Below are 24535 nucleotides of genomic sequence, written 5' to 3' on the forward strand. Positions count from 1 at the left end.
GGCGATCCTCGCTCAGAGCATGTGCAGACGGCGGTAGATCGCTGCCGACGCAGGGCTCATCAAACCGGCCTCACGGATGAACGCCATGAGGTTCTCGCTGCTCGACCGCATCATCGCGTGATGGTGCTGGTTGTTCTTGGCCTCACGCACGGCCCTCTTGGTGTCCAGACCGGCGGCGGCGTAAACCCGCTTGTGCACCAGGTTCTTCACGATCACGTTCGCCGCGATGGAGATGATGAAGCCGTAGATGTCCTTCTGCTGGATCGTCTTGTTGGCGATCCGCTTCTTGAGCATGTCGCGCGCGAAGGTCATGTGCCGCGACTCTTCGACGACGTGGATCTTGCTGGTCATGCGCACCAGGGGCAGCACGTTCTCGCCGCGCATCCAGTCGCGCTGCATCATGTCGAAGACCTCTTCGGCGACCAGGATGGCGCCGTAGGCCAGCTCTCCGTACGCGAGCGCCTTGAAGAAGCGCCCCAGCTCACGGCTGCCGATGTTGGGGACGTAGCCGGGGATGCCCATCGCCTCGCAGGCGCGGGCGAACATGGTGGAGTGGCGGCACTCGTCGGCGATCTCGGTGAGCGCGTACTGGAACTCGGTGCCGGTCGGGTCCTTGCAGTACTGGTCCCGCAGAACCATCTGCTGCAGGATCACCTCGAACCAGATTGCGGTGCACATGACCGACGCCACCTCGTGGCGGGTCAGCAGCACACGCTGGGCGTGCGACATCTCGTCCCACATCGCGGTGCCGTAGAGCGTGCTCCACTCCGGGTTGAGCCCGTAGAGATCGGGATCGAGCGGGGCGTCCCAGTCGATATCGGTCTCGGGATCGAACGACATCAGCGCCGTGGACTCCAGCAAACGGGCGGCGACGTCCTCGCGTCCGCCGACAACGTCGGAACCGACCAGTGATTGAGTCACAGCGTTGCTTCCCGTCCGTGAGTTGGTTTTCGGGCTGGGTACCGGGTTGAATGTACCAATTCGACCCTCGGCCTGGTAGGCGAGAGTCGCGGTACACAGAGTAACAAGCAAATCCCCGTGACCACAGGCTGTCGGGCCCGCCTTCGGCTGTGGTGCTCGTGGCGATGCTCACATACGGGAGTGACAGGAGGCCCTGCTCACAGCAGGTGCACGCATCGATGACCACAGCGGCCCTGTCGCCGGTCCGCACCCTGCCTGTCGGACCCGTGTGCCACTCTCGACCGATGACCACATGGCCCAGTCATTGGCCCACCGAGGCCCGAACCGTTGCCCGCACCGTCTGCGCTGCCATCGACGCGGTCCGGCGTGACGATGGTCGGCTGATCGCCGCCACCACGGAGGAGTTGGCGGCACTGCCGCACGGTGTCGCGCTCGATCTGCAGGCAGCGGTGCTGCGCATCGTGCTCGAGCGCACCCATCCCGACGGCCTCACCGCCGAGCACGTCGACCTCCTCGTGGAGGACGTGCTGATCTCGTGTGCCCTGCGCGATGTCGAGTCCTCGGCGCAGCCGCTGGTCGAGGTCGATCGTCTGCTGCTGACCGCGGTGCTGCTCGGGGCGCTGGGCATAGACCTCGATCCGCTGGTGGTGGCCGGCATCCACGGTGACGACGGCCAGGAGAGCCCGGCGCCCCCGCAGTATTCCGACGACGAGAAAATCGTGGCCGCAACGCTTCTGCTGACGGCCCTGCTCGAGCGCCTGCAGGCCGAGCCCGGTCAGTTCGTCATCATGGCGGTGACGGACATCGAACGGGCGCAGCGGGTGGAGATGCCGTGAATTCGCTGTAGTTTCTCAACATGCGTGAGGTGCTCAGCTGGGAGATGTTCGGTGTGGCCACCCGTGCGCTCGCCGCGTCCATCGCTGCGGACGGCTCGGCGCCCGAGGTGGTGGTGTCGGTCGCGCGCGGTGGTCTGCTTCCCGGCGGGGCGCTGGCGTACGCGCTCGGCATCAAGGCGGTGGGCACCATCAACGTCGAGTTCTACAGCGGTGAGGGCATCACCCTGCCCGATCCGGTGGTGCTCGAGCCGCATCTGGACACCGGAGCCATCGACGGCAAGCGCGTGTTGCTGGTGGACGACGTCGCCGACACCGGCCGCACCCTCGAGGTGGTCGGCGAGTTGCTGGCCGCCCACACCGATCGCGTGCAGACCGCGGTCCTCTACACCAAACCGTCGTCGGTCCTCGCCCCCGACTTCTCCTGGAAGACCACCGACGCGTGGATCGACTTCCCGTGGAGTACCCTGCCGGAAGCTGTAAGGCTGTAGGACAGGTCGGCCACAATAGGCCGTGAATCGGGGAAAAAGAACAGTTCAGGGCAAGTTTTTGGAAACTGTCGAATTTGGCCGGTTCATGTGTAATTTACTTACCGGCGCGTAACACGTACGGGTTTCAACGTAACGGCGGGGTAACCCGTCGGCGGCAGGATCAGGTTCGGAAGGTGCTGAACACCAGCGCCCGAGTACCGAGCGGCGGCGTCAGAAGCGCCCGCCACTCAGCGAGAGGCAGTGCATGACCGGCTTTCTTCTGCGACGGGCAGCCAACTACGTGGTGCTGCTGCTCATCGCGTCGTTTCTCACGTTCAGCCTCGCGTCGCTGACCTTCAGGCCGCTCGATTCCCTCATGCAGCGCAACCCCCGGCCACCGCAGTCGACCATCGACGCCAAGGCCGAGGATCTGCGCCTGGACAAGCCCATCACCGTTCGGTACGGCATGTGGTTGTCGGATGTGGTCACCAAGGGCGACTTCGGCAACACCGTCGGTGGCCAACCGGTGACGGACGAATTGGGGCGCCGCATCCTGGTCTCGCTCCGGCTGCTCATCATCGGATCGGTGATCGGCACCGTGCTCGGCGTGCTCATCGGCGCGGCCGGGGCGATCCGGCAGTACAAGTTCAGTGACTACTTCTCCACGGTGGTCTCCCTGGTGCTGCTCAGCACCCCGGTGTTCCTGGTGGCGACACTGCTCAAATACGGCGCGCTGCAGATCAATTCCCTGTCGGGGCCCAGATCTTCCTCTATACCGGCGAGACGTCGGCCGGGCTGCAGGGCGGTTTCTGGACCCACTTCGTCGATCGCGTTCAGCACCTGGTGCTGCCCACGCTCTCCCTCGCCCTGATCTCGATTGCCAGCTACAGCCGCTACCAGCGCAACGCGATGCTCGACGTGCTGGGTAACGACTTCATTCGCACCGCCAGGGCCAAGGGCCTCACCCGTCGAAAAGCGCTGCTCAAACATGGTCTGCGCACGGCGCTGATCCCGATGGCCACCATCTTCGCGTACGGGTTCGGTGCCCTGGTGACCGGCGCGGTGTTCACCGAGACCATCTTCGGCTGGCACGGGGTCGGCGAGTGGTTGGTCATCGGCATCAACACCCAGGACACCAACATCGTGGCCGCGCTAACCACCTTCACCGGGCTGATCATCCTTCTCTCCGGGCTGCTCTCCGACGTTCTCTACGCAGCCCTCGATCCTCGGGTGCGTGCCTCATGAGCACCGAGTCCACCCCCGAGGTCACGGCCGCATCGGCCCCGGTCGGCACCTCGCGCCGCGCGCTGGTGTGGCGACGGTTCCTGCGCAACCGCATTGCTGTGACGGGGGCGGTGTTCCTGATCCTGCTGTTCGTCGCCGCGTGGGCACTGCCTCCGTTTCTGGCGTACGACTACAAGCAGCTCGACTACACCGCCCTGCTGCAGCCGCCCAGCGCCGAGCACCCGTTCGGTACCAACGCCATCGGTCAGGACGTGCTGGCGCAAACGCTGCGTGGTCTGCAGAAGTCGCTGATCATCGGCGTGGCCGTCGCCCTGTTCTCGACACTCATCGCCGCCGTGGTGGGAGCTGCGGCCGGCTACTTCGGCGGCTGGCCCGACCGCATCCTGATGTGGATCGTCGACCTGCTCCTGGTGGTGCCCAGCTTCATCATCATCGCGATCTTCACCCCACGCATCAAGGACTCCGGCTCGATCGTGATCCTCATCGTCCTGCTCGCCGTGTTCGGCTGGATGATCACCTCGCGCATCGTCCGAGGAATGACGTTGACGCTCAAGAACCGCGAGTTCGTCCAGGCAGCGCGGTACATGGGTGCGCCCACGCGGGTGATCATCGCCCGGCACATCATCCCGAACATGGCGTCGCTGCTGATCATCGACACCACACTCAACGTGGGCGCGTCCATCCTCGCCGAGACGGGTCTGAGCTTCCTCGGGTTCGGTGTGCAGAAGCCCGACGTCTCGCTCGGCTCGCTGATCGCCGACGGCACCAGCTCGGCCCTGACGTTCCCGTGGTTGTTCCTGTTCGCCGGCGGCATCCTGATCGCCACGGTGCTCGCGGCCAACGTCGTCGGCGATGGGCTGCGTGACGCACTCGATCCCAACTCCGTTGCCGCTCGATCCGAAGGAGGCCGCTCGTGACGGGCGCTCCACTGCTCGAGGTGCGCGGCCTCGAGGTCAGCTTCCCCGGCGAAGGCGGGCGCGTGCACGCGGTCCGCGGTATCGACTACACCGTCTCCAAGGGCGAGGTGCTCGCCATCGTGGGCGAGTCCGGGTCGGGCAAGTCGGTGAGTTCGCTTGCGGTGATGGGACTTCTGCCCGATCAGGCGCGGGTGAGCGGATCGATCAAGCTGCAGGGCACCGAGCTGATCGGCCTCGGTGACAAGGAGTTGTCGAAGGTCCGTGGCAAGACGGTGTCGATGGTGTTCCAGGATCCGCTGACCGCGCTCACGCCCGTGTACACGATCGGCGATCAGATCGTCGAGGCCCTGATGGTGCACGGGCGCTACACCGATCGCGCTGCCGCGCAGGCGCGGGCCATCGAACTGCTCGAACTGGTGGGCATTTCCGACGCGGCCACCCGGGCGAAGGGCTTCCCGCACGAGTTCTCCGGCGGTATGCGTCAGCGCGTGGTGATCGCTATCGCCATCGCCAACGATCCCGATCTGATCATCTGCGACGAGCCCACCACGGCTCTCGACGTGACGGTGCAGGCCCAGATCCTCGATCTGCTGCAGAAGGCCAAGGACGTCACCGGTGCCGGAATCATCATGATCACCCACGATCTGGGCGTGGTCGCGGACTTCGCCGACCGCACCATCGTGATGTACGCGGGGCGGGCCGTGGAGACCGCGCCGGTCCGCACGCTCTACTCCGCGCCCCGAATGCCCTATACCGTCGGCCTTCTCGGGTCGATCCCGCGGCTGGATGCACCCACCGGTGGGCGCCTGGTTCCCATCCCGGGCACCCCGCCGTCGATGACGGATCTGGGGCCCGGGTGCCCCTTCGCGCCGCGGTGTCCCCTGGTCACAGACGAATGCCTCACCGCCGAGCCCACTTTGGCGTCGGTGGGCCCCGATCACGCCGCAGCCTGCATCCACGTCGACCGGGTCGCAGGTAAGGAAGCCGAGCAGGTCTATGCGATCGACCACGTCGACGATGCACTGGTCGACATCAAGAAGGCAGGCCCCACGGTTCTGCGGGTCACCGACCTCGAGAAGACCTACGCGCTGACCAAGGGTGTGGTGTTCAAGCGGCGGATCGGTGAGGTCAAGGCCATCGACGGGATCTCCTTCTCCATCACCAAGGGTGAAACCCTGGGCCTGGTGGGCGAATCCGGGTGCGGCAAGTCCACCACCATCACCCAGATCCTCGAGTTGACCAAGCCCGAGGCCGGGTCCATCGAGCTGTTCGGCCAGGACGTCGCGACCATGACGGCCGCCGATCGCAAGGGCGTTCGCGGGCGACTGCAGGTGGTGTTCCAGGATCCGGTGGCCTCGCTGGACCCTCGTATGCCGATCTTCGATGTGCTCGCCGAGCCGTTGGTGCTGGCGCGGTGGGACAAGGAGCGCATCCGCGCGCGCGTCTTCGAACTGCTCGAGCTCGTAGGCATGCGCTCGGAGCATGCCAGCCGCTATCCCGCGGATTTCTCCGGTGGTCAGAAGCAGCGCATCGCCATCGCCCGCGCGCTCGCGCTCGACCCCGAGCTGCTGGTGCTGGACGAACCGGTCTCCGCGCTCGACGTCTCGATTCAGGCGGGCGTGATCAATCTGCTGCAGGACTTGCAGCGCGATCTCGGGCTCTCCTACCTGTTCGTCTCGCACGATCTGTCGGTGGTCAAGCACCTTGCCCACCGGGTCGCCGTGATGTACCGCGGAAAGATCGTCGAAACCGGTGACACGACAGCGTTGTTCGACTCACCGCAGCACGAGTACACCCGGGCTCTGCTCGCTGCCATCCCCATCCCGGACCCCACCATCAGGCGTCGGCCGTTCACGACCGTCGCTGCGACACTCGCCAGCACGAACGAAGGGATCAGCACGTGACATCGCTACGGAGAACACACGATCGGGCAGGGTCTTCGCGCCTGCCCCTCTGGATGCGGGTCGCGGCCCCCATCGCCGTGGTCGGGCTCGTCGTCGCAGGATGTGGGGGGTCGAACACCGCTGCACCTGCCGGTGGAGCGGGAACGATCGGAACCACCAGCGACATCAACCCGCAGGACGTCTCGAACCTGCAGCAGGGTGGCACGTTGCGGCTACCGATCAACGGGTACCCGTCGAACTTCAACACCCTCACCAATGACGGTAACGATGTGGACACCAACACGGTTCTCGATGCCACGCTCCCCAGCAGTGCGAAGGCGGATGCTTCGGGTGTCCTGACCACCAACACGGACTTCTACACCAGTATCGAGCTCACGAGCACCGACCCGCAGGTGGTCACCTTCACGATCAACCCGAAGGCGGTGTGGTCGACCGGCGCCCCGATCACCTGGGAGGATCTTGCCTCCGAGTTCAACGCGCTGAACGGCAAGAACAAGGACTTCGAGGTTGCCTCGTCCTCGGGCTACGAGCGAATCAAGGACGTCACGCGTGGCACCGACGACCGTCAGGCCGTGGTGACGTTCGACCGGAAGTTCGCAGAGTGGCAGACACTCTTCTCGCCGCTCTACCCGAAAGAGGTCACGGCAACACCGGATTCGTTCAACAAGTCATTGATCGACGGCTCGCCGGTATCAGGTGGCCCGTTCATCATCACCAAGTACGACAAGGCGCAGAACCGCATCACCTTGAATCGCAACGACAAGTGGTGGGGCGCCAAGCCGGTGCTCGACTCGATCGTGTACTCCGCCCTGGACGAGAAGGCCCAGCTTGCGGGTCTGCAGAACAACGAAATCGACTTCACCGAGTTGCAGGACCTCGATGAGTTGACTACCGCGAGGGGTGCTCAGAACGTCGTGGTGCGCGCGGCTCCGTTGCCTCGCTGGTACCACCTCACCTACAACGGAGCACCGGGTTCGATTCTGGCCGATCCGAAGCTTCGGGTGGCGATCACCAAGGGAATCGACCGTCAGGGCATCGTCACCGCCGCTCTGAACGGCCTGGCCACCGATCCCAAGCCGACGAACAACCGTGTCTATCTCCAGGGCCAGATCGGCAACCAGGACAATGCTGGTGACTACGGCAAGTACGACCCCGAGGAAGCGAAGAAGGAGCTCGACGCGCTCGGGTGGGTGATGAATGGCGATGTCCGCATGAAGGACGGCAAGCCGCTCGAGGTTCGTGACGTGGTCTTCGACTCGGCCTCGACGCTCAAGATTGCGCAGATTGCACAGCAGAACCTTGCTCAGATCGGCGTGAAGCTCACCATCGACGCCCAACCGGCCACCGGGTACTTCTCCAACTTCGTCATCCCGGGCAACTTCGATATTGCGCAGTTCTCGTGGCAGGGCGGCGCGGCGCCGCTGTCCGCGTTGAACCAGATCTACTCGCTGACCGACGACAACACCCAGGGCAACTACGGCCGCATCGGCTCGCCCGAGATCAATGCCATGATCGAAAAGGTCAACGGCGAGCTCGATCCGCAGAAGGCACGGGACGAAGCCAACGAGATCGACAAGAAGCTCTGGGAGATCGGGTTCAACGTTCCGCTCCAGCAGTCTCCTGGCAACGTCGCGCAGAACCCGAAGCTGGCCAACTACGGCGCCTTCGGCCTCGCCAGCACCGACTGGACGATCGTGGGCTTCACCAAGTGACACCCGGCCGGGGAGCGGGGGAGAACTCCCGCTCACCCGGCGTTGCAGCACTGCCCGCGGCCCTGCGGTACCCCCTGGCCGCGGGCAGTACTGTTCTCCTGATCGTCGGGGTGCTGTCGGTGTTCTGCATCCTGGCGATCGGCGCCGGGGACGACGCACTGGCTCGGGGCGCTGATCCCGCAGCGCCGCAACCGGATCCGGCGTTCGGGCGAGCTGCGGTGGCCGCCGATCAGCTCGCCGTCCTCGTTCTGGTGGCCGTGGGTGTCGTGGTGACCACCGTGTTCGTCGTGGTGCGGGCGCTGAGCCCGCGTGATGTCACCGGTCGTACCGTCGAGGTGCGGCGGGTGCGCGTCCAACGTGGCCTGTCCAGCAGAAGCTGGATCGAGATCGAGGGCCGCACCGTGGGGCGGTGGGTGCCGGTGTTCTTCGATCCATCACTGATCTCGATGCCGTCGCCGGTCCCGGCGATCATCGGCGGCACACCGCTCTCGCCCAGCATCACCGTCGACGGTCATCGCTTCTACCGGTCGGGTGCGGTGCGAGCGGCCGAGCCGGAGGGAACGTTGCACGACAACACCTCTCGCCCCGGTCCGGATGCGCTCGAGCGCGCCACCACCGCCTCCGCCCTGCGGCGCCGGCTGGTTCTGGACGGGGTGTACGCCGTTCCCGCCCCGGTGGTCGCGCTGCTGTGGGTCTACGTGGCGGGCGGTTCCGTGGTGGCGTTCGCCGGGGCATTCGCCGTCGCCGCCGCGGTGGGAGTGTGGCTCAACGCCATTCGGGGAAGCGACCCGAGTTGATTTTACTTGACTGCCGCGCCAAAGGTGGTTAGCTCTTGTAATTTCCGGTAGATGACCGACTCCGTCTGGCGAATTCCCAATTGGCGTCGTCTCTGGGCCGGATCGGCGATATCCGTAGCCGGGGACGTCGTTTTCGACGTGACGGTCGTCCTGTGGATCGCGACCCGCGTAGCGGACGGGCAGAGCTGGGGGCCGCTGGCCGTCACCGGGATCACGATGTGCGCCGTGTTGCCGGTCCTGACCTTCGGTCCGGCGGGCGGTGTGCTCGCGGACAGATGGCGTCTTCGGACGACCACGCGTAACTGCAACCTGATTCATACGGAGGACTGAGAGATGCACGCAAGCAACGGTGACTCCGACCTTCCGCTGCAGCAAAATCGGGAATTCACAGTCCTCTGGGTCGGGAGCGCTGTGTCGGGCGTGGGATCGGCCATGAGCACACTCGTGTTCCCCCTGTACGGGTACGCATTAACTGGGTCGACATTTCTCGCGGGACTTGCCGCGTCAGGAGTCTTGCTGGGCCAGTTCATTGGCGGGCTCGTGTCTGGGCCGCTGGTGGATCGATGGTCGAAGCGAACCACCATCGTATGGGCGAACGTCGCTGCTTCTGTGGCCCTCTCGAATGTGGCAGTCTCTGCAGTGTTGAGTAACGTACTTATTGAACAGCTTATCGCCGTGGGCCTTGTAGTTGGAATATCGGAATCTTTCCTGAGTCCAGCGGTGTCGTCGGCGGTTCGACAAGTGGTCCCAGCCAAGCAGATATCGTTTGCGTACACTCGGCTGGAAATCCGCGAACATTTTGTGAACTTGGTCGGACCTCCGCTAGGCGGCTTACTGTACTCCCTTGGACGAATCATTCCCTTTGTGGTGGACTCTGTAACTTACGTCATCTACGCTGTGATTGTCAGACGAATGCTCCCTGAACTTGGTTCGGGAAACAGCAGCAACGGAAGCTACCTTCACGATGCGCGCGAAGGTTTCCAGTACATCTGGCGATCAGAGGCTGTGCGAGCAGCAACAGTGTGGGGCGCACTGTTCAACTTTGCAATGGCGTACGTCGTCACAGTCGTCACGCTCAACCTGGTGCAAGCGGGCGTCAGTCCGCTAGCGATTGGATTGGTTGACACCTTCGTCGCGTTAGGGGGTCTGTTGGGAGCCTTCGTTGCGAGCCGCATTCTGCCACGATTGAGAACTGGCTATCTGGCTATAGCGACGGGCGTTGCATTCAGCATAATAACCGGCCCACTCGGGACAACCACGAATGTCGTTATCGTGATATTGCTACTAGCAGTTGGCATTGTTCTCCTACCAGCGAATAATGCCGGAATATCGGCATACGTCGCAGCTGCAACACCGATCGACATGCAAGCTCGGGTGAACGCTGCGGGAAGGGTGCTCTCGGTTGGCCTGGCACCGGCCGCGCCACCTCTCGGAGGTCTTGCGCTTCATACGATAGGTGCTCCCTTGGCTGCGCTTCTCGGCTCGGTCTTCCTATTGTTGAGTATCGCACCGCTTGTGCTGGCACCCGCCTTTCGGAACATCGGCCGACCCGATGAATGGTCATCAGCCGGATAGGTCCGGACCCGGCGCGTGGCGAACCTATGGGATAGGTACAGAGCTTGCCGTCGTCGGCTGGAATCCAAGCGGTACGGTGCCCGGTGATGTCTGTCAGCTCCTCGGGGAATGCCTTCGGCATGGGGAACCTCCTTCCGCCGTGAGGAACGAGCCTCACAGATCAGATGTCAACCAAACCGGGAGCAGTCCCGTAGAACCTACTTGTCGGCCGGGCGTGTCCGGCGCTCGTTCGGCGGTTGTGCGGTTATGGACGAGGCGAGCGGGATGTTGCGCAACGTCGATGAGCTGTTGACGGCCACCGCGGCAGCCGCGAGGAAGGCCCCGAACACCAGCACACTCACCGTGCCGCTGGCGACGCTGATCACCGCTGCAGCCAGCAGAGGTGTGATGGGCTCGAAGGCCTGCTGGAGAAAGATGCCGACGCTGCCTACGCGGGCCTGGTATTCGTCGGGCACCGAACGTGTTTCGAAGGTGTCGTAGGCGATGACGATGATCGGCGCGAGAACTGTCACCGGCACAACGACATAGGCCAAGTACGGTGCGTCGATGGTGAACGCCAATGCCACCACAGCGGGCACGACGAGCAGCGCGGTGGCCCCGCCGAGGCGCCCGATGGGGATGCGTTGGAGCAGTGTGGGTGCCGCGAGTGCGCCGATGATCAGGCCCGCAACCGAGGCGGTTTGGATCAGGCCGATGGCCAGGGGACTGCGGTCCTGCCGCGCGACCTCCAGAAGCAGCACGAAGGTGACGCCACTGGTACCGATCGCGAACAGTGGGCCCAGCAGGTAGAGCGTCATCAGGGTGCGTCGTGATCGGACGTACTGCCACCCGCTGCGGAGGTCGTCGAGCAATCCGGTGGAGTCGGCCGTACGGGTGCGGGGCAGGCGCCCGATGGTGGCCATGATGAGCATCGCGGCGAGGAAACTGACGGCATCGACGAGGAACGGCAGCGCGCGATCGACCTGGTAGAGAACGCCGCCCACCACCGGACCCGCCAGATTGATGAGCCCGGTTGCGCTCTGGATCGTCGACAGGCGCGACGGGATCTGATCCGGCTCGGAGATCGAGCGCCACGCTGCTCGGAACGCCGGGAGGAACGCTGCGGTGGCCGCGCCCTCCACCAGCACGATGGCGATGAGGATCGCGAAGGCCTGACGATCGCGGCCGTCGGCGGAATGAGCGATGATCGCCACCGCGATGGAGCACAGCGCGAGCACTCCCATGGATGCCGTCATCACCGTGCGGCGTGGGAAGCGATCGCCGATCACCCCACCCCAGAGACCGACAACCACCGCCGCTCCCGAACTGGCCGAGGCCATGAGTCCGCCGCCGGAACTGCTGCCCCACAGCGTGGTGGCCAGCAGGAGGCTGGGCACGAGAAGTATTGCGGTCCCGGCGGTGTCGATCAGCCGTGCGCCCAGGATGCGGCGAAACTGGGTGTGCGGACCGGGCGGGGTGATGTGCACGATTGGTCCCTATCCGCTGGTCCCTGTCAACTGGCGCTGGCGCTGCCGGGCCCGGAGTGCCCGATGGCGGTAGTGAGGTAGTCGCCCAATTCTCGTACCAGGTTGTCGTCGAGCGCGCGGTCGAGCATGGTGTGCACCGAGCGGGCCGCGAGTTCGCGCAGGTGGTTGAGCATGTCGGTGGTGCGGGCCACCTCGTCGCCGTCGGGCAACCAGCCCTCGCCGTGATCGGCCTCGATCTGGCGTTTGACGGCGACGATCATGTCGCGGGCCAGGGTGTCCACGGTGGCGTGGATTCGCTCCTGCACGTCGAGCAGGGCGTCGAGCGAGTACCCGTACTCGACCACCTCGGCGAACCCTTCGAGCAGCTGCCGGTCGGTGAACACGCAGGTGTCGCCGTCGATGCGGGCCAGGCCCATGCGCACCAGTCGGTCGAGCGCGTTCGGACCCCCGCCGATCATCTCCGCGGCGAGGGCCACCGGCACACTCACCTCGTCGTCTGGGTCGGACCACTGGCGGGAGACGGCATGCTGGAGACCGAGCACCTCGGCGAGGTCCTTGCCGTTCTCCCAACCGTGAATGAAATCGGAGATGTGCGTGGTGGTGAACCCGCGCTGGAGCAGCAGGTCGATCAGCCGCAACCGCTCGAGATGCGACGAGTGGTAGATGCCCACCCGACCACGCTTCTCCGGCGGGGGGAGCAGACCGCGCTCCTGGTAGGCCCGAACGTTGCGCGTGGTGGTGCCCGCGGCGCGCGCGAGATCGTCGATGCGGTACTCCACCGTCATGGTCGATTTTCCCGTCATCCCGTGATCCCAGCCGCCGTCCCCCTACACGTTAGTGCCAGTGCGCGGTGGCGCGGTGAGCATCTCGGACTCGTGTCGACCCGCGGCGCGCGCCGTCACCACGAAATCCTCGAGGCGAACGCGATCGAGTTGACGCACGTACTGCGTGGCGAAGCCCGGGAACATCGTGGCGTTGAACCCGTCGTCGGTGAGGTACCAGCTCGAGCAGCCGGAGTTCCAGGTGGTGCGCGCCAGCCGCCGCTGGATGTCGGCGTTGTAGGTCTGCTGCACGTCGGCCTTGACGTCCAGCACCGCATCGCGGCTCAGGGCGGTGCCGATGGCGTCGACCAGATAGTCGATCTGTGCCTCCATGTACACCAGCGCCGAGCTGTGTCCGGGCCCGGAGTTCGGGCCGAACGTGAAGAACAGGTTGGGGTATCCCGACACCGCGACGGACCGGTACGCCGCCGCGCCCGTACTCCACTCGTCGGCCAACCGTCGTCCGCCGAGACCCTGGATCGGTATCGGGGTCCCGGTTTTGGAGACGTCGAAGCCCGTGGCGAACACGATCACGTCGGCCTGGTGCTCGATCCCCTCGACCGTCCGCACGCCCTTCGGCGACAACCGGGCGATGGGCCAGGTGACCAGTGTGCAGTTGTCCCTTTGCAGAGCCGGGTAGTACTGGCTGGTCATCAGCAACCTCTTGCACCCGGCGCGGAAGTCGGGGGTCAGTTGCCGGCGCAGCCACGGGTCCTTGACCTGACGGCGCAGGTGGGCCTTGCCGACCGCCTCGACAACGCGGGTGAGCGGTGACTCCCACACCACGCCGAGCGCCACCGACTCGTGCCCCCAGAACCACGCACGACGAGCCAGCGCCTGCGCGCCGGGGACCGTGCGGTAGACGGCTCTCGTGATGCCGCGTGTGCGGAAATTGGTGCGCGGCAACACCCACCCGGCGGTGCGCTGGTAGACCTTGACCGACTCGGCCACCTTCACCAGTTCCGGCACAATTTGCACGGCGCTGGCCCCGGTACCGATGACCGCCACCTTCTTGCCCCGGAAGTCGTAGTCGTGATCCCACCGGGCGCTGTGGATCTTGATGCCCTCGTAGGTGTCGATGCCGGTGATCTTCGGAAGGCTCGCATTGGCCAGCGGCCCGGACGCGAGCACCACGGCGCGCGCGTACACGCTCGGCCGTCCCGCGAAGGAAACCTCCCACAGATCGGCTGACTCGTCCCACACCAGGCCCTCGACCGTGTGGTCGAAGCGCAGGTGTACACCGATACCGAAGTCGTCGACCATCTTTCGGATGTAGCCGAGGATCTCTCGGCTGCCCGAGTAGGTCTGCGACCAGTCGGGGTTGGGGGCGAAGCTGTAGGAGTACAGCCGCGACGGGATGTCGCACGCGGCGCCGGGATAGGTGTTGTCTCGCCACGTGCCACCCACCTCGGCGGCCCGCTCGAACACGGCGAAGTTCTCGATTCCACTCTGCCGCAGACGAATTGCGGTGCCGATGCCGGCGAATCCGGCGCCGATCACCGCCACGTCGAGCACGTCGTGTGTGCTCATGCGACGGGCTCGTAGGTCAGTTCCTTGGACCAGCTCGGCTCCGAGCGCAGCAGCCGCGACGGGTAGTGAGCGGTGATCCGGACCAGGGCATCGGCCAGGTAGTGGTAGCGCCGGGTCCGATCGACCACCACGCCCGCGTGCCAGCTGATGAGGCGGTACATCGGCAGCCGGCGGGTGTGGCTGCTGCGCTCGCCCACGTTGCGGAAGCGTCCCATGGCCGTGTAGAGCTTCTGCTCGTCGATGCCCATGGACACGACGTTGTCACGCATCTTGTTCAGCAGCGGCAGGTAGCGCAGGGTCCCGATGATCAGCGACGGCGTCATCCACGCACCGGCGGTGTCGATGAGGATACGACGCATGCGCGCGTGGCCGAGCAGGTCGAGCACCTGGAAGTCCACGGCCAGATGGCGGGACTCGTCGGAGTTGATGTTGCGGAACACCTCCTGGCACACCGGGTCCTCGATCTCGTCGACGATGAACTTCACCAGCGCTCCGTCCAGGGCCACCTCGAGCATGGGGATCACGGTGCCGAGCACCGTCAGCGGGGTGGCGTCGGAGTGCCGGTCGAGCCAGTCGATCACCAGCTTGACGTTGATGTTGGGCTCGGGGATCTCGTCGCCGTCGAGCATGTCCCAGCGGCGCATCAGGGCAAGCTCGGCGTTGGCGTGCTTCTGTTCCTCGGCGTGGAAGTAGCGGTAGATCTCCCGCAGGGTCGGCGTGGGTGCCTTGGTGGCCATGGCGGCGAACCCGCGGGCGCCGACGTTCTCGATCCACATCAGGTCCGACAGGAACGGCTTCAGGCGCGCCTTGATCTCCGGGGTCATGGTTTCGGCACCCGGTGCGTCCCAGTCGATATCGGCCAGGGACCACTGCTTGTCCTTGATCTTCTGCAGCATCGCCTCGAAGTCGAATGCCATGGTCATGCTCCGTTCGCTGAGGTGGTGGTGGTCTCGGCCTTTGTCGCGGCATCACGGTCGCGGGGGAGGAATCGGGCCAGGAAGCCGATGGTGCGCGCGTAGGTCACCGGGGTCAGGCGCTTGGCCAGCCACACTGCCTTCGCGTCGAGTTGCGGGACGACGTAGAGCTTGCCGCGGTCGTAGGCATCGAGGGTGATCTCGGCAATTCGGTTGGCGTTCAATGCAGTTCCGGCCATCAGAGCGCTGGCCACCTTGTCGGCGCCGCCGCTGATCCGCCCGTCGCGCACCACGTTGGTGTCGACGAACGTCGGGCAGAGCACGGTCACCCGCACGCCGGTGCCGCGCAGTTCGGCGTACATCGTCTCCGACAGCGCCACCACCGCGGCCTTGCCCACGTTGTAGGCGCCCATGCGCGGTGCGGCGGCGAACCCGGCCGCGGACGCGACGTTGATGATCCCGCCCGACCGCGCTGCCCGCAGGGCGGGTGTGAAGATCTCGCAGCCGTTGACCACACCCATGAGGTTGATCCCGAGTGCCCAGTCCCAGTCCTCGAAGCCGATCGACCCGACGTCCTGTCCGCCGATGCCCACCCCGGCGTTGTTGATCACCAGGGTCGGGGCGCCGCCGAAGGTTGTGTGGGCGAAGTCGGCGAGGGCGAGCAGGTCGTCGCGGACCGAGACGTCGCAGAAGTAGGGGTGCGCGGTGGCGCCGATACGGCTGATCAGGTCGGCGGTCTCCTGGGCGCGTTCGCCCGAGATGTCCGCGCAGATCACCTCACCACCGCGCGCGGCGAGGGCGAGGGCGAACGCGCGCCCGATTCCGCTGCCCGCGCCGGTGACGATGGCTCTGGTGTTGTGGGAGGCCTTGGAGCCGCGGCGGGACAGGATCCCGGGGAGGCGGAGGCCGGACTGTGTGGTCATGACCACAGCGTCACCCGCCACCGTGCCATTTGTCAATGGTCTAGTTGCGGGTGTTACGGATGGGGCTGTACGGCGGCCTCAGGCGGGTCGGGCGACCACCGTGAAGTAGTCCGCCACCGAGGTGTCCGAGTGGCGGTCCACCTCCGCGCCGGTGTCGTCGAAGATCAGCTCCACCGACAACTCGGCCCGCTCCACCGTCTCCACCAGATCGGGAATCGAGGTGAAGTAGCAGATCGGCGCGTAGTAGTGCGCTGCCAGGGGGCCGATCGCCCACGATCCGTGATCGACCACCAGGTGCCGGTGAACGCGGTAGTTGCGCACCGCCTTCACCACCCCGTACGGGTCGAGGATCGACCGAGCCAGGCGAATGGCCAACTCCCGCCAGGAGAAGGCTCGATGCGGCCGATGCAGCTGGAATGGGCTCTCGCCGAACGACGGGCCGTTCTTGTTCAGCGTCGAGAACACGATGAACCCGTCGCTGGTGGCGACGCGCCGGAACTCTCGCAGCGCCCTCGAGCGGTCGTCGCGGTCCAGGCCGTCGAGCGCGTTGTTGCTGAACAGGACCAGCCCGTATTGATCGTCCGGTTCGCCGGCGAGGTCCCGAGCATCACCGACCGTGCACTCGATGGTCGGGTAGTTGTGGCGGAACGCCTCGACCATGCGCGGGGAGTAGTCCACCGCCTTGTAGCGATCGCTGATCAGGCGGAGCAGTGCTGTGGTTCGGCCCGCGCCGACACCGACGTCGAGAATCGCGGTGCCCCGGCAATGCGATGCCACGGCGACGAGCGCCGCCTGTTCGCCGCCGTCCAGGAAGGACGTCGCATTCGCCCTCAGGCGCTCGTAACTCGTGGCCACCCGCTCGTCGTCGAAGATGGCCTGGTTGTGGTCGTGTGCGTCGATCATCGAACACCCCCCGTGGTGTCCGCCCGCGCCGGGCGTTCGTCTACGAAAAAAACTGTCCTCTCCTTCCAGTGTGCATCGTCGGGTCCGCTTGTGCCGGACGAAACAAACCGGAGGTCTGCGAACGCCAGGAGCGGATTCGGACGTACCGGACGCACCGGGCGGTGTCTTGACCTTCGAGCCGCGGTGCACTGCACTGACCGGTGTGAGCATCGATCGCCGTGACTTCCTCCGCACCTCCTCCCTCGCCGCCGCAGGCACTCTCGCCACCACCACACTGGTGTCCGCGGCCCTGCCCGGCACCGCGTCCGCCGATGCGGACCCCGCAGTGTTCTCCCACGGTGTGGCCTCGGGCGATCCGGCACCGGACTCGCTGATCCTCTGGACGCGCGTGACCCCGACCCCGGAGGCCACCCCCGGCTCGGGCGTGGGGCCGGACACCGCTGTCACCTGGACACTCGCCACCGACTCCGCGCTGCGCGACGTCGTGCAATCGGGCACGGTCACCGCACGGGCCGCGTCCGACTTCACGGTCAAGGTCGACGTCACCGGCCTCGAGGCCGGCACGTCCTACTTCTACGGCTTCGCAGCGAAGGGGTCGAGGTCACCGGTGGGCAGCACGCACACGGCACCGGCCGCCGACGCGAACATCGACGCTATCCGGTTCGGAGTGGTGTCGTGCTCGAACTGGGAGTCCGGCTACTTCGGCGCGTACCGGCATCTGTCCTACCGCAAGGACCTCTTCGCCATCGTCCACCTCGGCGACTACATCTACGAGTACCGAACCGGCGGGTTCGCCGGCAAGAACGGTGTTGTGCGCGTGCATGATCCGGTCACCGAGATCGTCTCGCTCTCGGACTACCGGCGCCGGCACGCGCAGTACAAGAGTGATCCGGACCTGCAGGCGGCGCACCAGGCGGTGCCGTGGATCTGCACGTGGGACGACCACGAATCCGCCAACGACGCCTACGACGGCGGTGCCGAGAACCACCAGCCCGCCACCGAAGGCCCGTGGAGTGTCCGCAAGGCCAACTCGGTGCAGGCCTACTACGAGTGGATGCCGGTGCGGGCGGCGGGAACTCCCGACAACCGACACCTCTACCGCCGCTTCCGCTTCGGCACGCTGATGGAACTGTCGATGCTCGATCTGCGCACCTACCGCACCAAACAGGCCTCCGCGCTCGACGGCCGCGCCATCGACTCGCCGTCGCGCACCATCACCGGACGCGATCAGATGGACTGGCTCACCGGCGGTATCGTCACCTCGCCCACGCAGTGGAAGATTGTCGGCAACCCGGTGATGATCACCCCCACGCTGATCCCGCCGCTCGAACCGGCCACGACCCGGGCGCTGACCGGTCTGCTGGGTGTCCCCGAGGACGGGCTGACGTACAACACCGACGCGTGGGACGGCTACCGCGCCGACCGGGCTCGTCTGCTGGATACCGTGCGGCAGAACAAGATCGACAACACCGTCTTCATCACCGGCGACATCCACTCGTCGTGGGCCTGTGACCTGCCGGTGGACGCCGCGAACTACCCCGGCGCAGGCACCGTGGCGACGGAACTGGTGGTCACCAGTGTCAGCTCGGCCAACGTCGACGACCTGACCCGGACTCCGGAGCACACCGTCGGCAGGGTCGCCGAGGCGGCGTTCACCACCTTGAACCACCACGTGAAGTACGTCGAGCTCGACTCGCACGGTTTCGGGGTGTTCGACGTCTCGCGCACCGGCGCCCAGATGGACTACTGGTTCCTCGACGCCAAGGAGGACCCGCGGTCGGGGGTCTACCTCGCCGCGAGCTACCGCGTCGCGGACCGATCCCAGCGGGTGACACCGGCGGGCCCGTTGCCGTAGAAGCCCCGCGAGTCGGGTACGCTCGTCAGCGCTGACTAGGTCGTAGTTTTTGTGTGTTCGTGTTTCATGCACGCTCGCTGGGAACTTGTAGTTGCGAGCGCGCTTCCTGCCTCGAGGTAACTCGAAAGTGGTCGCGTTCAGTACCGACCCGGGATTCCACACGGTGTGGACCCCGTGCACCTCAGCGGTAGGGAGATTGATCATGACTCAGGGAACCGTCAAGTGGTTCAACGCCGAGAAGGGCTTCGGATTCATCGCGCAGGAGGGCGGACCCGACGTGTTCGTTCACTACTCCGAGATCCAGGGCACCGGCTTCAAGAGCCTCGAAGAGAACCAGCGCGTCGAGTTCGAGGTCACCGCGGGCGCCAAGGGCCCGCAGGCCAGCGGAGTTCGCGCCGTCTGATCGCCCGATCCGGTTTCACCGGATCACCACTCGTGGGTCGTCTGCTCCGGCAGGCGGCCCACGAGTCGTTGGTGGGTCGTGTGGTGGGTGGGTCGTGCAGTGGGTGGGTCGTGTAGTTGGTGGGTCGAGCAATTTCGCTCGCTCAGCGTTCACGAACCCGCCCGCCGGGGTACCGTCATCGGCAATCATGTCGACCGGTGAAGGTGGTTCCTCCCTCATGAATGTCCGCACATCCTCTCGCTCCTTCCTGACCACCGGTGTCGCGGTGGTCGGGGCCGCCAACCTCGTGGTCGCGTGCGGCTCGGCTCCGGACAACCCCAGCTCGTCGGGTTCGAGTTCGTCGGGTTTTCTGCCCTGCATGATCTCCGATACCGGCGGGTTCGACGACAAGTCCTTCAACCAGCTCGGCTTCGAGGGGCTGCAGGACGCGGCGACGAAGCTCAACGTCAAACCGATTACGGTGCAGTCCAATTCGCCCACCGACTACGAGCCGAACATCAACAACCTCGTCGATCAGGGCTGCAAGCTGATCGTGACCGTCGGCTTCAACCTCGCCGACGCCACCAAGGCCGGTGCGGCGCAGCACTCGGACGTGAACTTCGCGATCATCGACGACTCGTCCATCACCGCCCCCAACGTCAAGCCCCTGACCTACAACACCGCCGAGTCGGCGTTCCTCGCCGGTTACGCCGCCGCGAGTTACAGCAAGACCGGGGTGGTGGGAACGTTCGGCGGCATGCAACTGCCCACCGTCACGATCTTCATGGACGGGTTCGCCGACGGCGTCAACTACTTCAACCAGCAGAAGGGCAAGTCCGTTCGCGTGATCGGTTGGGACGTCGGTGCGCAGAACGGTTCGTTCACCGGCGGTTTCGAGGCGAACGAGGTGGCCAAGAACACCGCGCAGGGCCTGATCGATCAGAACGCGGACGTGGTGTTCCCCGTGGGCGGTCCCATCTATCAGTCCGCCGCGCAGGCCATCCGCGACTCGAAGAAGCCGATTGCCCTCATCGGCGCCGATGCCGACGTCTTCCTCTCCGACCCGAGCGTGGGTGACCTGCTCCTGACCTCGGTGACCAAGGGGCTCAAGCAGAGCACGAGCGAGGTGGTGGCCGCAGCGGGTGCCGGCAAGTTCGACAACACCCCCTATGTCGGCACGCTGGGCAACGGCGGTGTCGGGATCGCCCCGTTCCACGACTTCTCCTCCAAGGTCGATCCCGCGCTGCAGAGCGAGATCGACACGATCAGCAAGGGCATCGTCGCCAAGACGATCACGGTCACCTCGCCCTCGCAGCCGAAGTAGTGCTCGACCGCATCTCGATGAGGTTCGCAGCCCGATGAACCTCGAACTACGCGCAATCACCAAGCGTTTCGGCTCTCTGGTGGCCAACGACGCCATCGATCTGAGGGTGGACGGGGGTCAGATCCACGCCCTTCTCGGTGAGAACGGTGCCGGGAAGTCGACGCTGATGAACGTGCTCAGCGGGCTCTACCGACCCGATGCGGGCGAGATCGTTCTCGACGGTGAGCCGGTGAGCTTCGCCGGTCCCGGCGAGGCCATGAGTGCCGGGATCGGCATGGTGCACCAGCACTTCATGCTGATCCCGGTGTTCACCGTCGCCGAGAACATCGTCCTGGGCAACGAGAAGACCAGAGCCGGTGGACGACTCGACCTCGACGCCGCACGCGCACTCGTGCGGCAGGTCTCGGCTCGGTTCGGATTCGACATCGACCCGGATGCCCTCGTCGAGGATCTGCCCGTCGGTGTGCAACAGCGAGTGGAGATCATCAAGGCGCTCTCCCGTGACGCCGAGATCCTGGTGCTCGACGAGCCGACCGCGGTGCTCACCCCCGCCGAGACCGACGAGTTGATGACGATCATGCGTCAGCTCGCCGACTCGGGCACCGCCATCGTGTTCATCACCCACAAGCTGCGTGAGGTGCGGGCGGTGGCCGATCGCATCACCGTGGTCCGATTGGGCAGGGTGGTCGGTGAGGCCGAGCCCACCGCCACCGACGCCGAACTCGCATCGCTGATGGTCGGTCGCAGCGTCGAGTTGACGGTGGCGAAATCACCGGCGCAGCCGGGTGATCCGGGTTTGGTGGTCTCGGGGTTGACCGTGCACAACGCCGCCGGCGCGGCCGTGGTGGACAACGTCAGCTTCGAGGTCCGCCGCGGCGAGATCCTCGCGGTGGCGGGCGTGCAGGGCAACGGGCAGACGGAGCTGGCCGAGGCGATCCTCGGTCTGCACCCGAGCTACGACGGCGACATCAGCCTCGACGGTGCGTCGCTCACGGGCCTCGATGTGCGTGCGGTGCTCGATGCGGGCGTTGGTTTCGTGCCCGAGGACCGCTCTCAGGACGCGCTGGTGGCCGAGTTCAGTGTGGCCGAGAACCTGATGCTCGACCGCTCGGGGGGCGAGCCGTTCGTGCGCAACGGTGCCGTGCGCCGAGAGGTGCTCGCGGACTATGCACGCGAGAAGGTGGCCGAGTTCGACGTTCGCACACCGAGTATCGACACCGCCGTCGGTCGGCTCTCGGGCGGCAACCAGCAGAAGGTGGTGCTCGCCCGCGAACTCGGGCGGGACCTGCGGTTGCTGGTGGCGTCGCAACCAACCCGCGGTATCGACGTCGGGTCCATCGAGTTCGTGCACAAACGCATCGTCGCCACACGGGACGCGGGCACCCCGGTGGTGGTGATCTCCACCGAACTCGACGAGGTGGCCGCCCTCGCCGACCGGATCGCCGTGATGTACCGGGGCCGCATCGTCGACATCGTTCCCGGCGACACCTCCCGCGACCGGTTGGGCCTGCTCATGGCCGGTGGCAGCGCCGGCACCGACGAAAGTGAGGCGCCGTGACCGCCACCGCACCCGCCCCGGAGAAGGACGAGGGCCGATCGACCTCGGTGGTGCGCGAGATCCTCGGCGGCAGCGCCGTGATCTCGTTCCTGTCGGTGATCGCGGCCCTGGTGGTGGGCGCGGTACTGATCGCCGTCACCGATTCGCAGGTGCAGACCACCGCCGGCTATTTCTTCTCCCGCCCCACCGATCTGCTGAAGGCTGTGTGGGACTCGGTGTTCGGCGCCTACTCGGCGCTGTTCCAAGGATCGGTGTACAACTTCCGACGTCCCGGTTTCGCGAACGGCATTCGCCCGCTCACCGAGACCCTGACCTTCGCCACGCCGTTGATCGCAGCCGGCCTCGGTGTGGCACTGGCATTCCGGGTGGGGTTGTTCAACATCGGTGGTCGCGGCCAGATGCTGATCGCCGCCGGGTGCGCCGGCTACGTCGGGTTCACCTTCCACCTCCCGGTGGTGGTGCATCTGGTGGCGGCGGTGGTGGCCGGTGTGGTCGGCGGCGCCCTGTGGGGTGGGTTGGCGGGCCTGCTCAAGGCTCGCACCGGCGCGCACGAGGTGATCGTGACGATCATGCTCAACTATGTTGCCTTCTACCTTCTTTCGTATCTCCTGCGCACTCCCGGCGCGCTGCAGGCTCCCGGCTCGAACAACCCCAAGACACCCGCGATCGATGCGAACGCCGTGCTGCCCAACCTCTTCGGCAGCCGCTACAACCTTCACCTGGGGTTCGTTCTGGTGATCGTCGCGACCGTCGGGGTTTGGTGGTTGCTCGAACGGTCCGCGCTGGGGTTTCGTTTCCGCGCCGTGGGGGAGAACCCGGCTGCGGCCCGCGTGGCCGGCATCCGCGTGGAGAACATCTACGTGTACGCCATGCTGATCTCCGGCGCCCTCGTCGGGTTGGCCGGGGTGGCCCAGGTTCTCGGCACCGTCACCTCGGGCTTCGGCTCCGACATCGACGCCGGAATTGGGTTCGACGCCATCACCGTCGCACTGCTGGGTCGCTCGCGTCCGCTCGGCGTGTTCGCCGCCGGGGTGCTGTTCGGGGCGTTCAAGGCCGGCGGATTCGCCATGCAGGCCGCACAGGGCGTCCCCATCGACATCGTGCTGGTGGTGCAGTCGGTGATCGTGCTGTTCATCGCGGCCCCGCCGCTGGTGCGTGCGGTGTTCCGCCTGCCCACCACCGGGAAGAAGGAGGCGGCCGCGTGAGCACCCTCGCCGCCGCGCCGGGCACGGCCCCGTCCTCGCGCAGTCGCGCGAAGGTGCCGGTTGCGCTCGGGCTGGGCACCCTGATCTCGCTGGTGGTGTTCGCGCTGAACACCGACCCCGGTACCAGCCGTTTCGCCCTGTCCACCGACGACGACGCCATTCGACTGGGCACCCTCGGGCTGCCCGCCGCGGTGACCACGGTGGTGATCACGGTGATACTCGCGGCGATCACGGCGTACTCGATCGTGGCCGCACGGAACACGCGCAGCACCTCCACGTGGTTGATCGCGGCGTACGCCGTCCTGTTCGTGATCGGCTTCCTCACGTGGGCGGCGGTGGGGGAGACCATCCCGGTGCCGGGGTTGCTCATCGGCACCGTCGCGCTGTCGACACCGTTGATCTTCGGCGCACTGGGCGGTGTGGTGTCCGAGCGGGTGGGTGTGGTCAACATTGCGATCGAAGGCCAACTTCTTGCCGGCGCGTTCGTCAGCGCCGTCACCGCCTCACTGACCGGGTCGTCCATCGTCGGGCTCGTCGCCGCGATCGTCGCGGGGGCTCTGGTGGCCGCCCTGCTCGCCGTGTTCTCCATCCGCTACCTCGTCGACCAGGTCATCGTGGGGGTGGTGCTCAACGTGCTGGTGGTGGGCTTGACGAGTTTCCTGTACTCGAAGGTGCTCACCTCCGACACCCCTCGGTGGAACACCCCGCCGCGCTTCGACCGCATTGAGATCCCGCTGCTGAGTCAGATCCCCATCGTCGGCCCGGTGCTGTTCCGCCAGAGCATCATCGAGTACCTGATGTATGCCGCCGTCGGGCTGGTGTGGTTCGGACTCTTCCGCACGCGGTGGGGGTTGCGGCTGCGCGCAGTCGGTGAGCATCCGCAGGCCGCCGACACCGTCGGCATCAACGTCTCCGCCACGCGGTTCTGGAACGTGTGCCTGGCCGGCGCGATCGCCGGGCTCGGCGGTGCCTACTTCACGCTGGGATCGGTGGGCGCCTTCGGCAAGGAGATGACCGCCGGTGCGGGCTACATCGCACTCGCCGCGGTGATCTTCGGGCGGTGGGACCCGGTGCGGGCCACGCTCGCCGCACTGCTGTTCGGTTTCGCCTCCAACCTGCAGAACGTTCTCGGCATCATCGGCGCACCGGTACCCAGCGAGTTCATGCTGATGCTGCCCTACGTGGTCACCGTGATCGCGGTCGCCGGGCTGGTGGGACGCGTGCGTGGGCCCGCCGCGGCAGGCAGACCGTATCGACGATCCTGAGCCGGTGAACGCTGC

Annotated in this window: 21 protein-coding genes and 1 pseudogene; 15 read left to right on the top strand and 7 right to left on the bottom strand. The window is 66.0% G+C overall.

The window, feature by feature from the left end; translation table 11 throughout:
• Positions 1–12: 12 nt before the first annotated feature.
• On the bottom strand, positions 13–921 hold the full coding sequence (locus ACY48E_RS01750; RefSeq protein ID WP_462870324.1) for an AurF N-oxygenase family protein: 909 nt from the start codon (positions 919–921) through the stop codon (positions 13–15).
• A gap of 284 nt (positions 922–1205) precedes the next feature.
• Between ACY48E_RS01750 and ACY48E_RS01755 the strand changes: the two genes are divergently transcribed.
• The 9 genes and pseudogenes from ACY48E_RS01755 to ACY48E_RS01795 all read left to right on the top strand — a co-directional run bounded on the left by ACY48E_RS01755 (position 1206) and on the right by ACY48E_RS01795 (position 10374).
• Positions 1206–1757 (top strand): hypothetical protein, encoded by a 552-nt coding sequence (locus ACY48E_RS01755; RefSeq protein ID WP_462870325.1) that lies wholly within the window; start codon positions 1206–1208, stop codon positions 1755–1757.
• Between the two features lie 20 nt (positions 1758–1777).
• A complete protein-coding gene (locus tag ACY48E_RS01760) occupies positions 1778–2245 on the top strand; it encodes a phosphoribosyltransferase (protein ID WP_462870326.1) in 468 nt (155 codons plus the stop codon).
• 244 nt (positions 2246–2489) lie between these two features.
• A pseudogene (locus ACY48E_RS01765) lies at positions 2490–3469 on the top strand (ABC transporter permease).
• On the top strand, positions 3466–4386 hold the full coding sequence (locus ACY48E_RS01770) for an ABC transporter permease (protein WP_462870327.1): 921 nt from the start codon (positions 3466–3468) through the stop codon (positions 4384–4386). Before ACY48E_RS01765 ends, ACY48E_RS01770 begins: the two are co-directional and overlap by 4 nt.
• Positions 4383–6290: an ABC transporter ATP-binding protein gene (locus ACY48E_RS01775; protein WP_462870328.1), complete on the top strand. Its 1908-nt coding sequence runs from the start codon at positions 4383–4385 to the stop codon at positions 6288–6290. Before ACY48E_RS01770 ends, ACY48E_RS01775 begins: the two co-directional genes overlap by 4 nt.
• Positions 6291–6343: 53 nt before the next feature.
• Positions 6344–8002 carry an ABC transporter family substrate-binding protein gene (locus tag ACY48E_RS01780; protein WP_462870499.1) on the top strand — a complete coding sequence of 553 codons (1659 nt, stop codon included), beginning with the start codon at positions 6344–6346 and terminating at the stop codon, positions 8000–8002.
• Positions 7999–8799, top strand: coding sequence for a hypothetical protein (locus ACY48E_RS01785; RefSeq protein ID WP_462870329.1), 801 nt, complete (start codon positions 7999–8001; stop codon positions 8797–8799). The genes ACY48E_RS01780 and ACY48E_RS01785 overlap by 4 nt, the downstream gene beginning before the upstream one ends.
• 51 nt (positions 8800–8850) lie before the next feature.
• Entirely contained in the window at positions 8851–9129 is a 279-nt protein-coding gene (locus ACY48E_RS01790) for a hypothetical protein (protein ID WP_462870330.1), read from the top strand.
• Positions 9130–9132: 3 nt separating this feature from the next.
• Entirely contained in the window at positions 9133–10374 is a 1242-nt protein-coding gene (locus ACY48E_RS01795; protein WP_462870331.1) for an MFS transporter, read from the top strand.
• Between the two features lie 197 nt (positions 10375–10571).
• On the opposite strand, the gene ACY48E_RS01800 is transcribed toward ACY48E_RS01795, so the two are convergent.
• The 6 genes from ACY48E_RS01800 to ACY48E_RS01825 form a co-directional block, all read right to left on the bottom strand.
• Complete coding sequence (locus tag ACY48E_RS01800) at positions 10572–11840, bottom strand: MFS transporter (RefSeq protein WP_462870332.1); 1269 nt, start codon at positions 11838–11840, stop codon at positions 10572–10574.
• A 26-nt stretch (positions 11841–11866) separates the two neighbouring features.
• Complete coding sequence (locus tag ACY48E_RS01805; protein WP_462870333.1) at positions 11867–12643, bottom strand: MerR family transcriptional regulator; 777 nt, start codon at positions 12641–12643, stop codon at positions 11867–11869.
• 24 nt (positions 12644–12667) lie between these two features.
• Complete coding sequence (locus ACY48E_RS01810; RefSeq protein ID WP_462870334.1) at positions 12668–14191, bottom strand: flavin-containing monooxygenase; 1524 nt, start codon at positions 14189–14191, stop codon at positions 12668–12670.
• A complete protein-coding gene (locus ACY48E_RS01815) occupies positions 14188–15108 on the bottom strand; it encodes a ferritin-like domain-containing protein (protein ID WP_462870335.1) in 921 nt (306 codons plus the stop codon). Before ACY48E_RS01815 ends, ACY48E_RS01810 begins: the two co-directional genes overlap by 4 nt.
• A gap of 2 nt (positions 15109–15110) precedes the next feature.
• Positions 15111–16028, bottom strand: a complete 918-nt coding sequence (locus ACY48E_RS01820) for an SDR family NAD(P)-dependent oxidoreductase (protein WP_462870336.1) — start codon at positions 16026–16028, stop codon at positions 15111–15113.
• A gap of 78 nt (positions 16029–16106) precedes the next feature.
• Positions 16107–16931, bottom strand: coding sequence for a class I SAM-dependent methyltransferase (locus ACY48E_RS01825; RefSeq protein ID WP_462870337.1), 825 nt, complete (start codon positions 16929–16931; stop codon positions 16107–16109).
• 202 nt (positions 16932–17133) lie between these two features.
• On the opposite strand from ACY48E_RS01825, the gene ACY48E_RS01830 reads away from it, so the two are divergent.
• The 6 genes from ACY48E_RS01830 (at position 17134) to ACY48E_RS01855 (ending at position 24520) form a co-directional block, all read left to right on the top strand.
• On the top strand, positions 17134–18786 hold the full coding sequence (locus ACY48E_RS01830) for an alkaline phosphatase D family protein (RefSeq protein WP_462870338.1): 1653 nt from the start codon (positions 17134–17136) through the stop codon (positions 18784–18786).
• 202 nt (positions 18787–18988) lie between these two features.
• The gene (locus ACY48E_RS01835) at positions 18989–19189 is read left to right on the top strand and encodes a cold-shock protein (RefSeq protein ID WP_462870340.1); all 201 of its coding nucleotides are present in this window, start codon (positions 18989–18991) and stop codon (positions 19187–19189) included.
• Between the two features lie 217 nt (positions 19190–19406).
• Entirely contained in the window at positions 19407–20492 is a 1086-nt protein-coding gene (locus tag ACY48E_RS01840) for a BMP family lipoprotein (protein ID WP_462870342.1), read from the top strand.
• 34 nt (positions 20493–20526) lie between these two features.
• Positions 20527–22050, top strand: coding sequence for an ABC transporter ATP-binding protein (locus ACY48E_RS01845; protein WP_462870343.1), 1524 nt, complete (start codon positions 20527–20529; stop codon positions 22048–22050).
• Positions 22047–23255 (top strand): ABC transporter permease, encoded by a 1209-nt coding sequence (locus tag ACY48E_RS01850; RefSeq protein WP_462870344.1) that lies wholly within the window; start codon positions 22047–22049, stop codon positions 23253–23255. Before ACY48E_RS01845 ends, ACY48E_RS01850 begins: the two co-directional genes overlap by 4 nt.
• A complete protein-coding gene (locus ACY48E_RS01855) occupies positions 23252–24520 on the top strand; it encodes an ABC transporter permease (protein WP_462870345.1) in 1269 nt (422 codons plus the stop codon). Before ACY48E_RS01850 ends, ACY48E_RS01855 begins: the two co-directional genes overlap by 4 nt.
• Positions 24521–24535: the final 15 nt, after the last annotated feature.

Source organism: Rhodococcus sp. AZ1 (assembly GCF_054979605.1).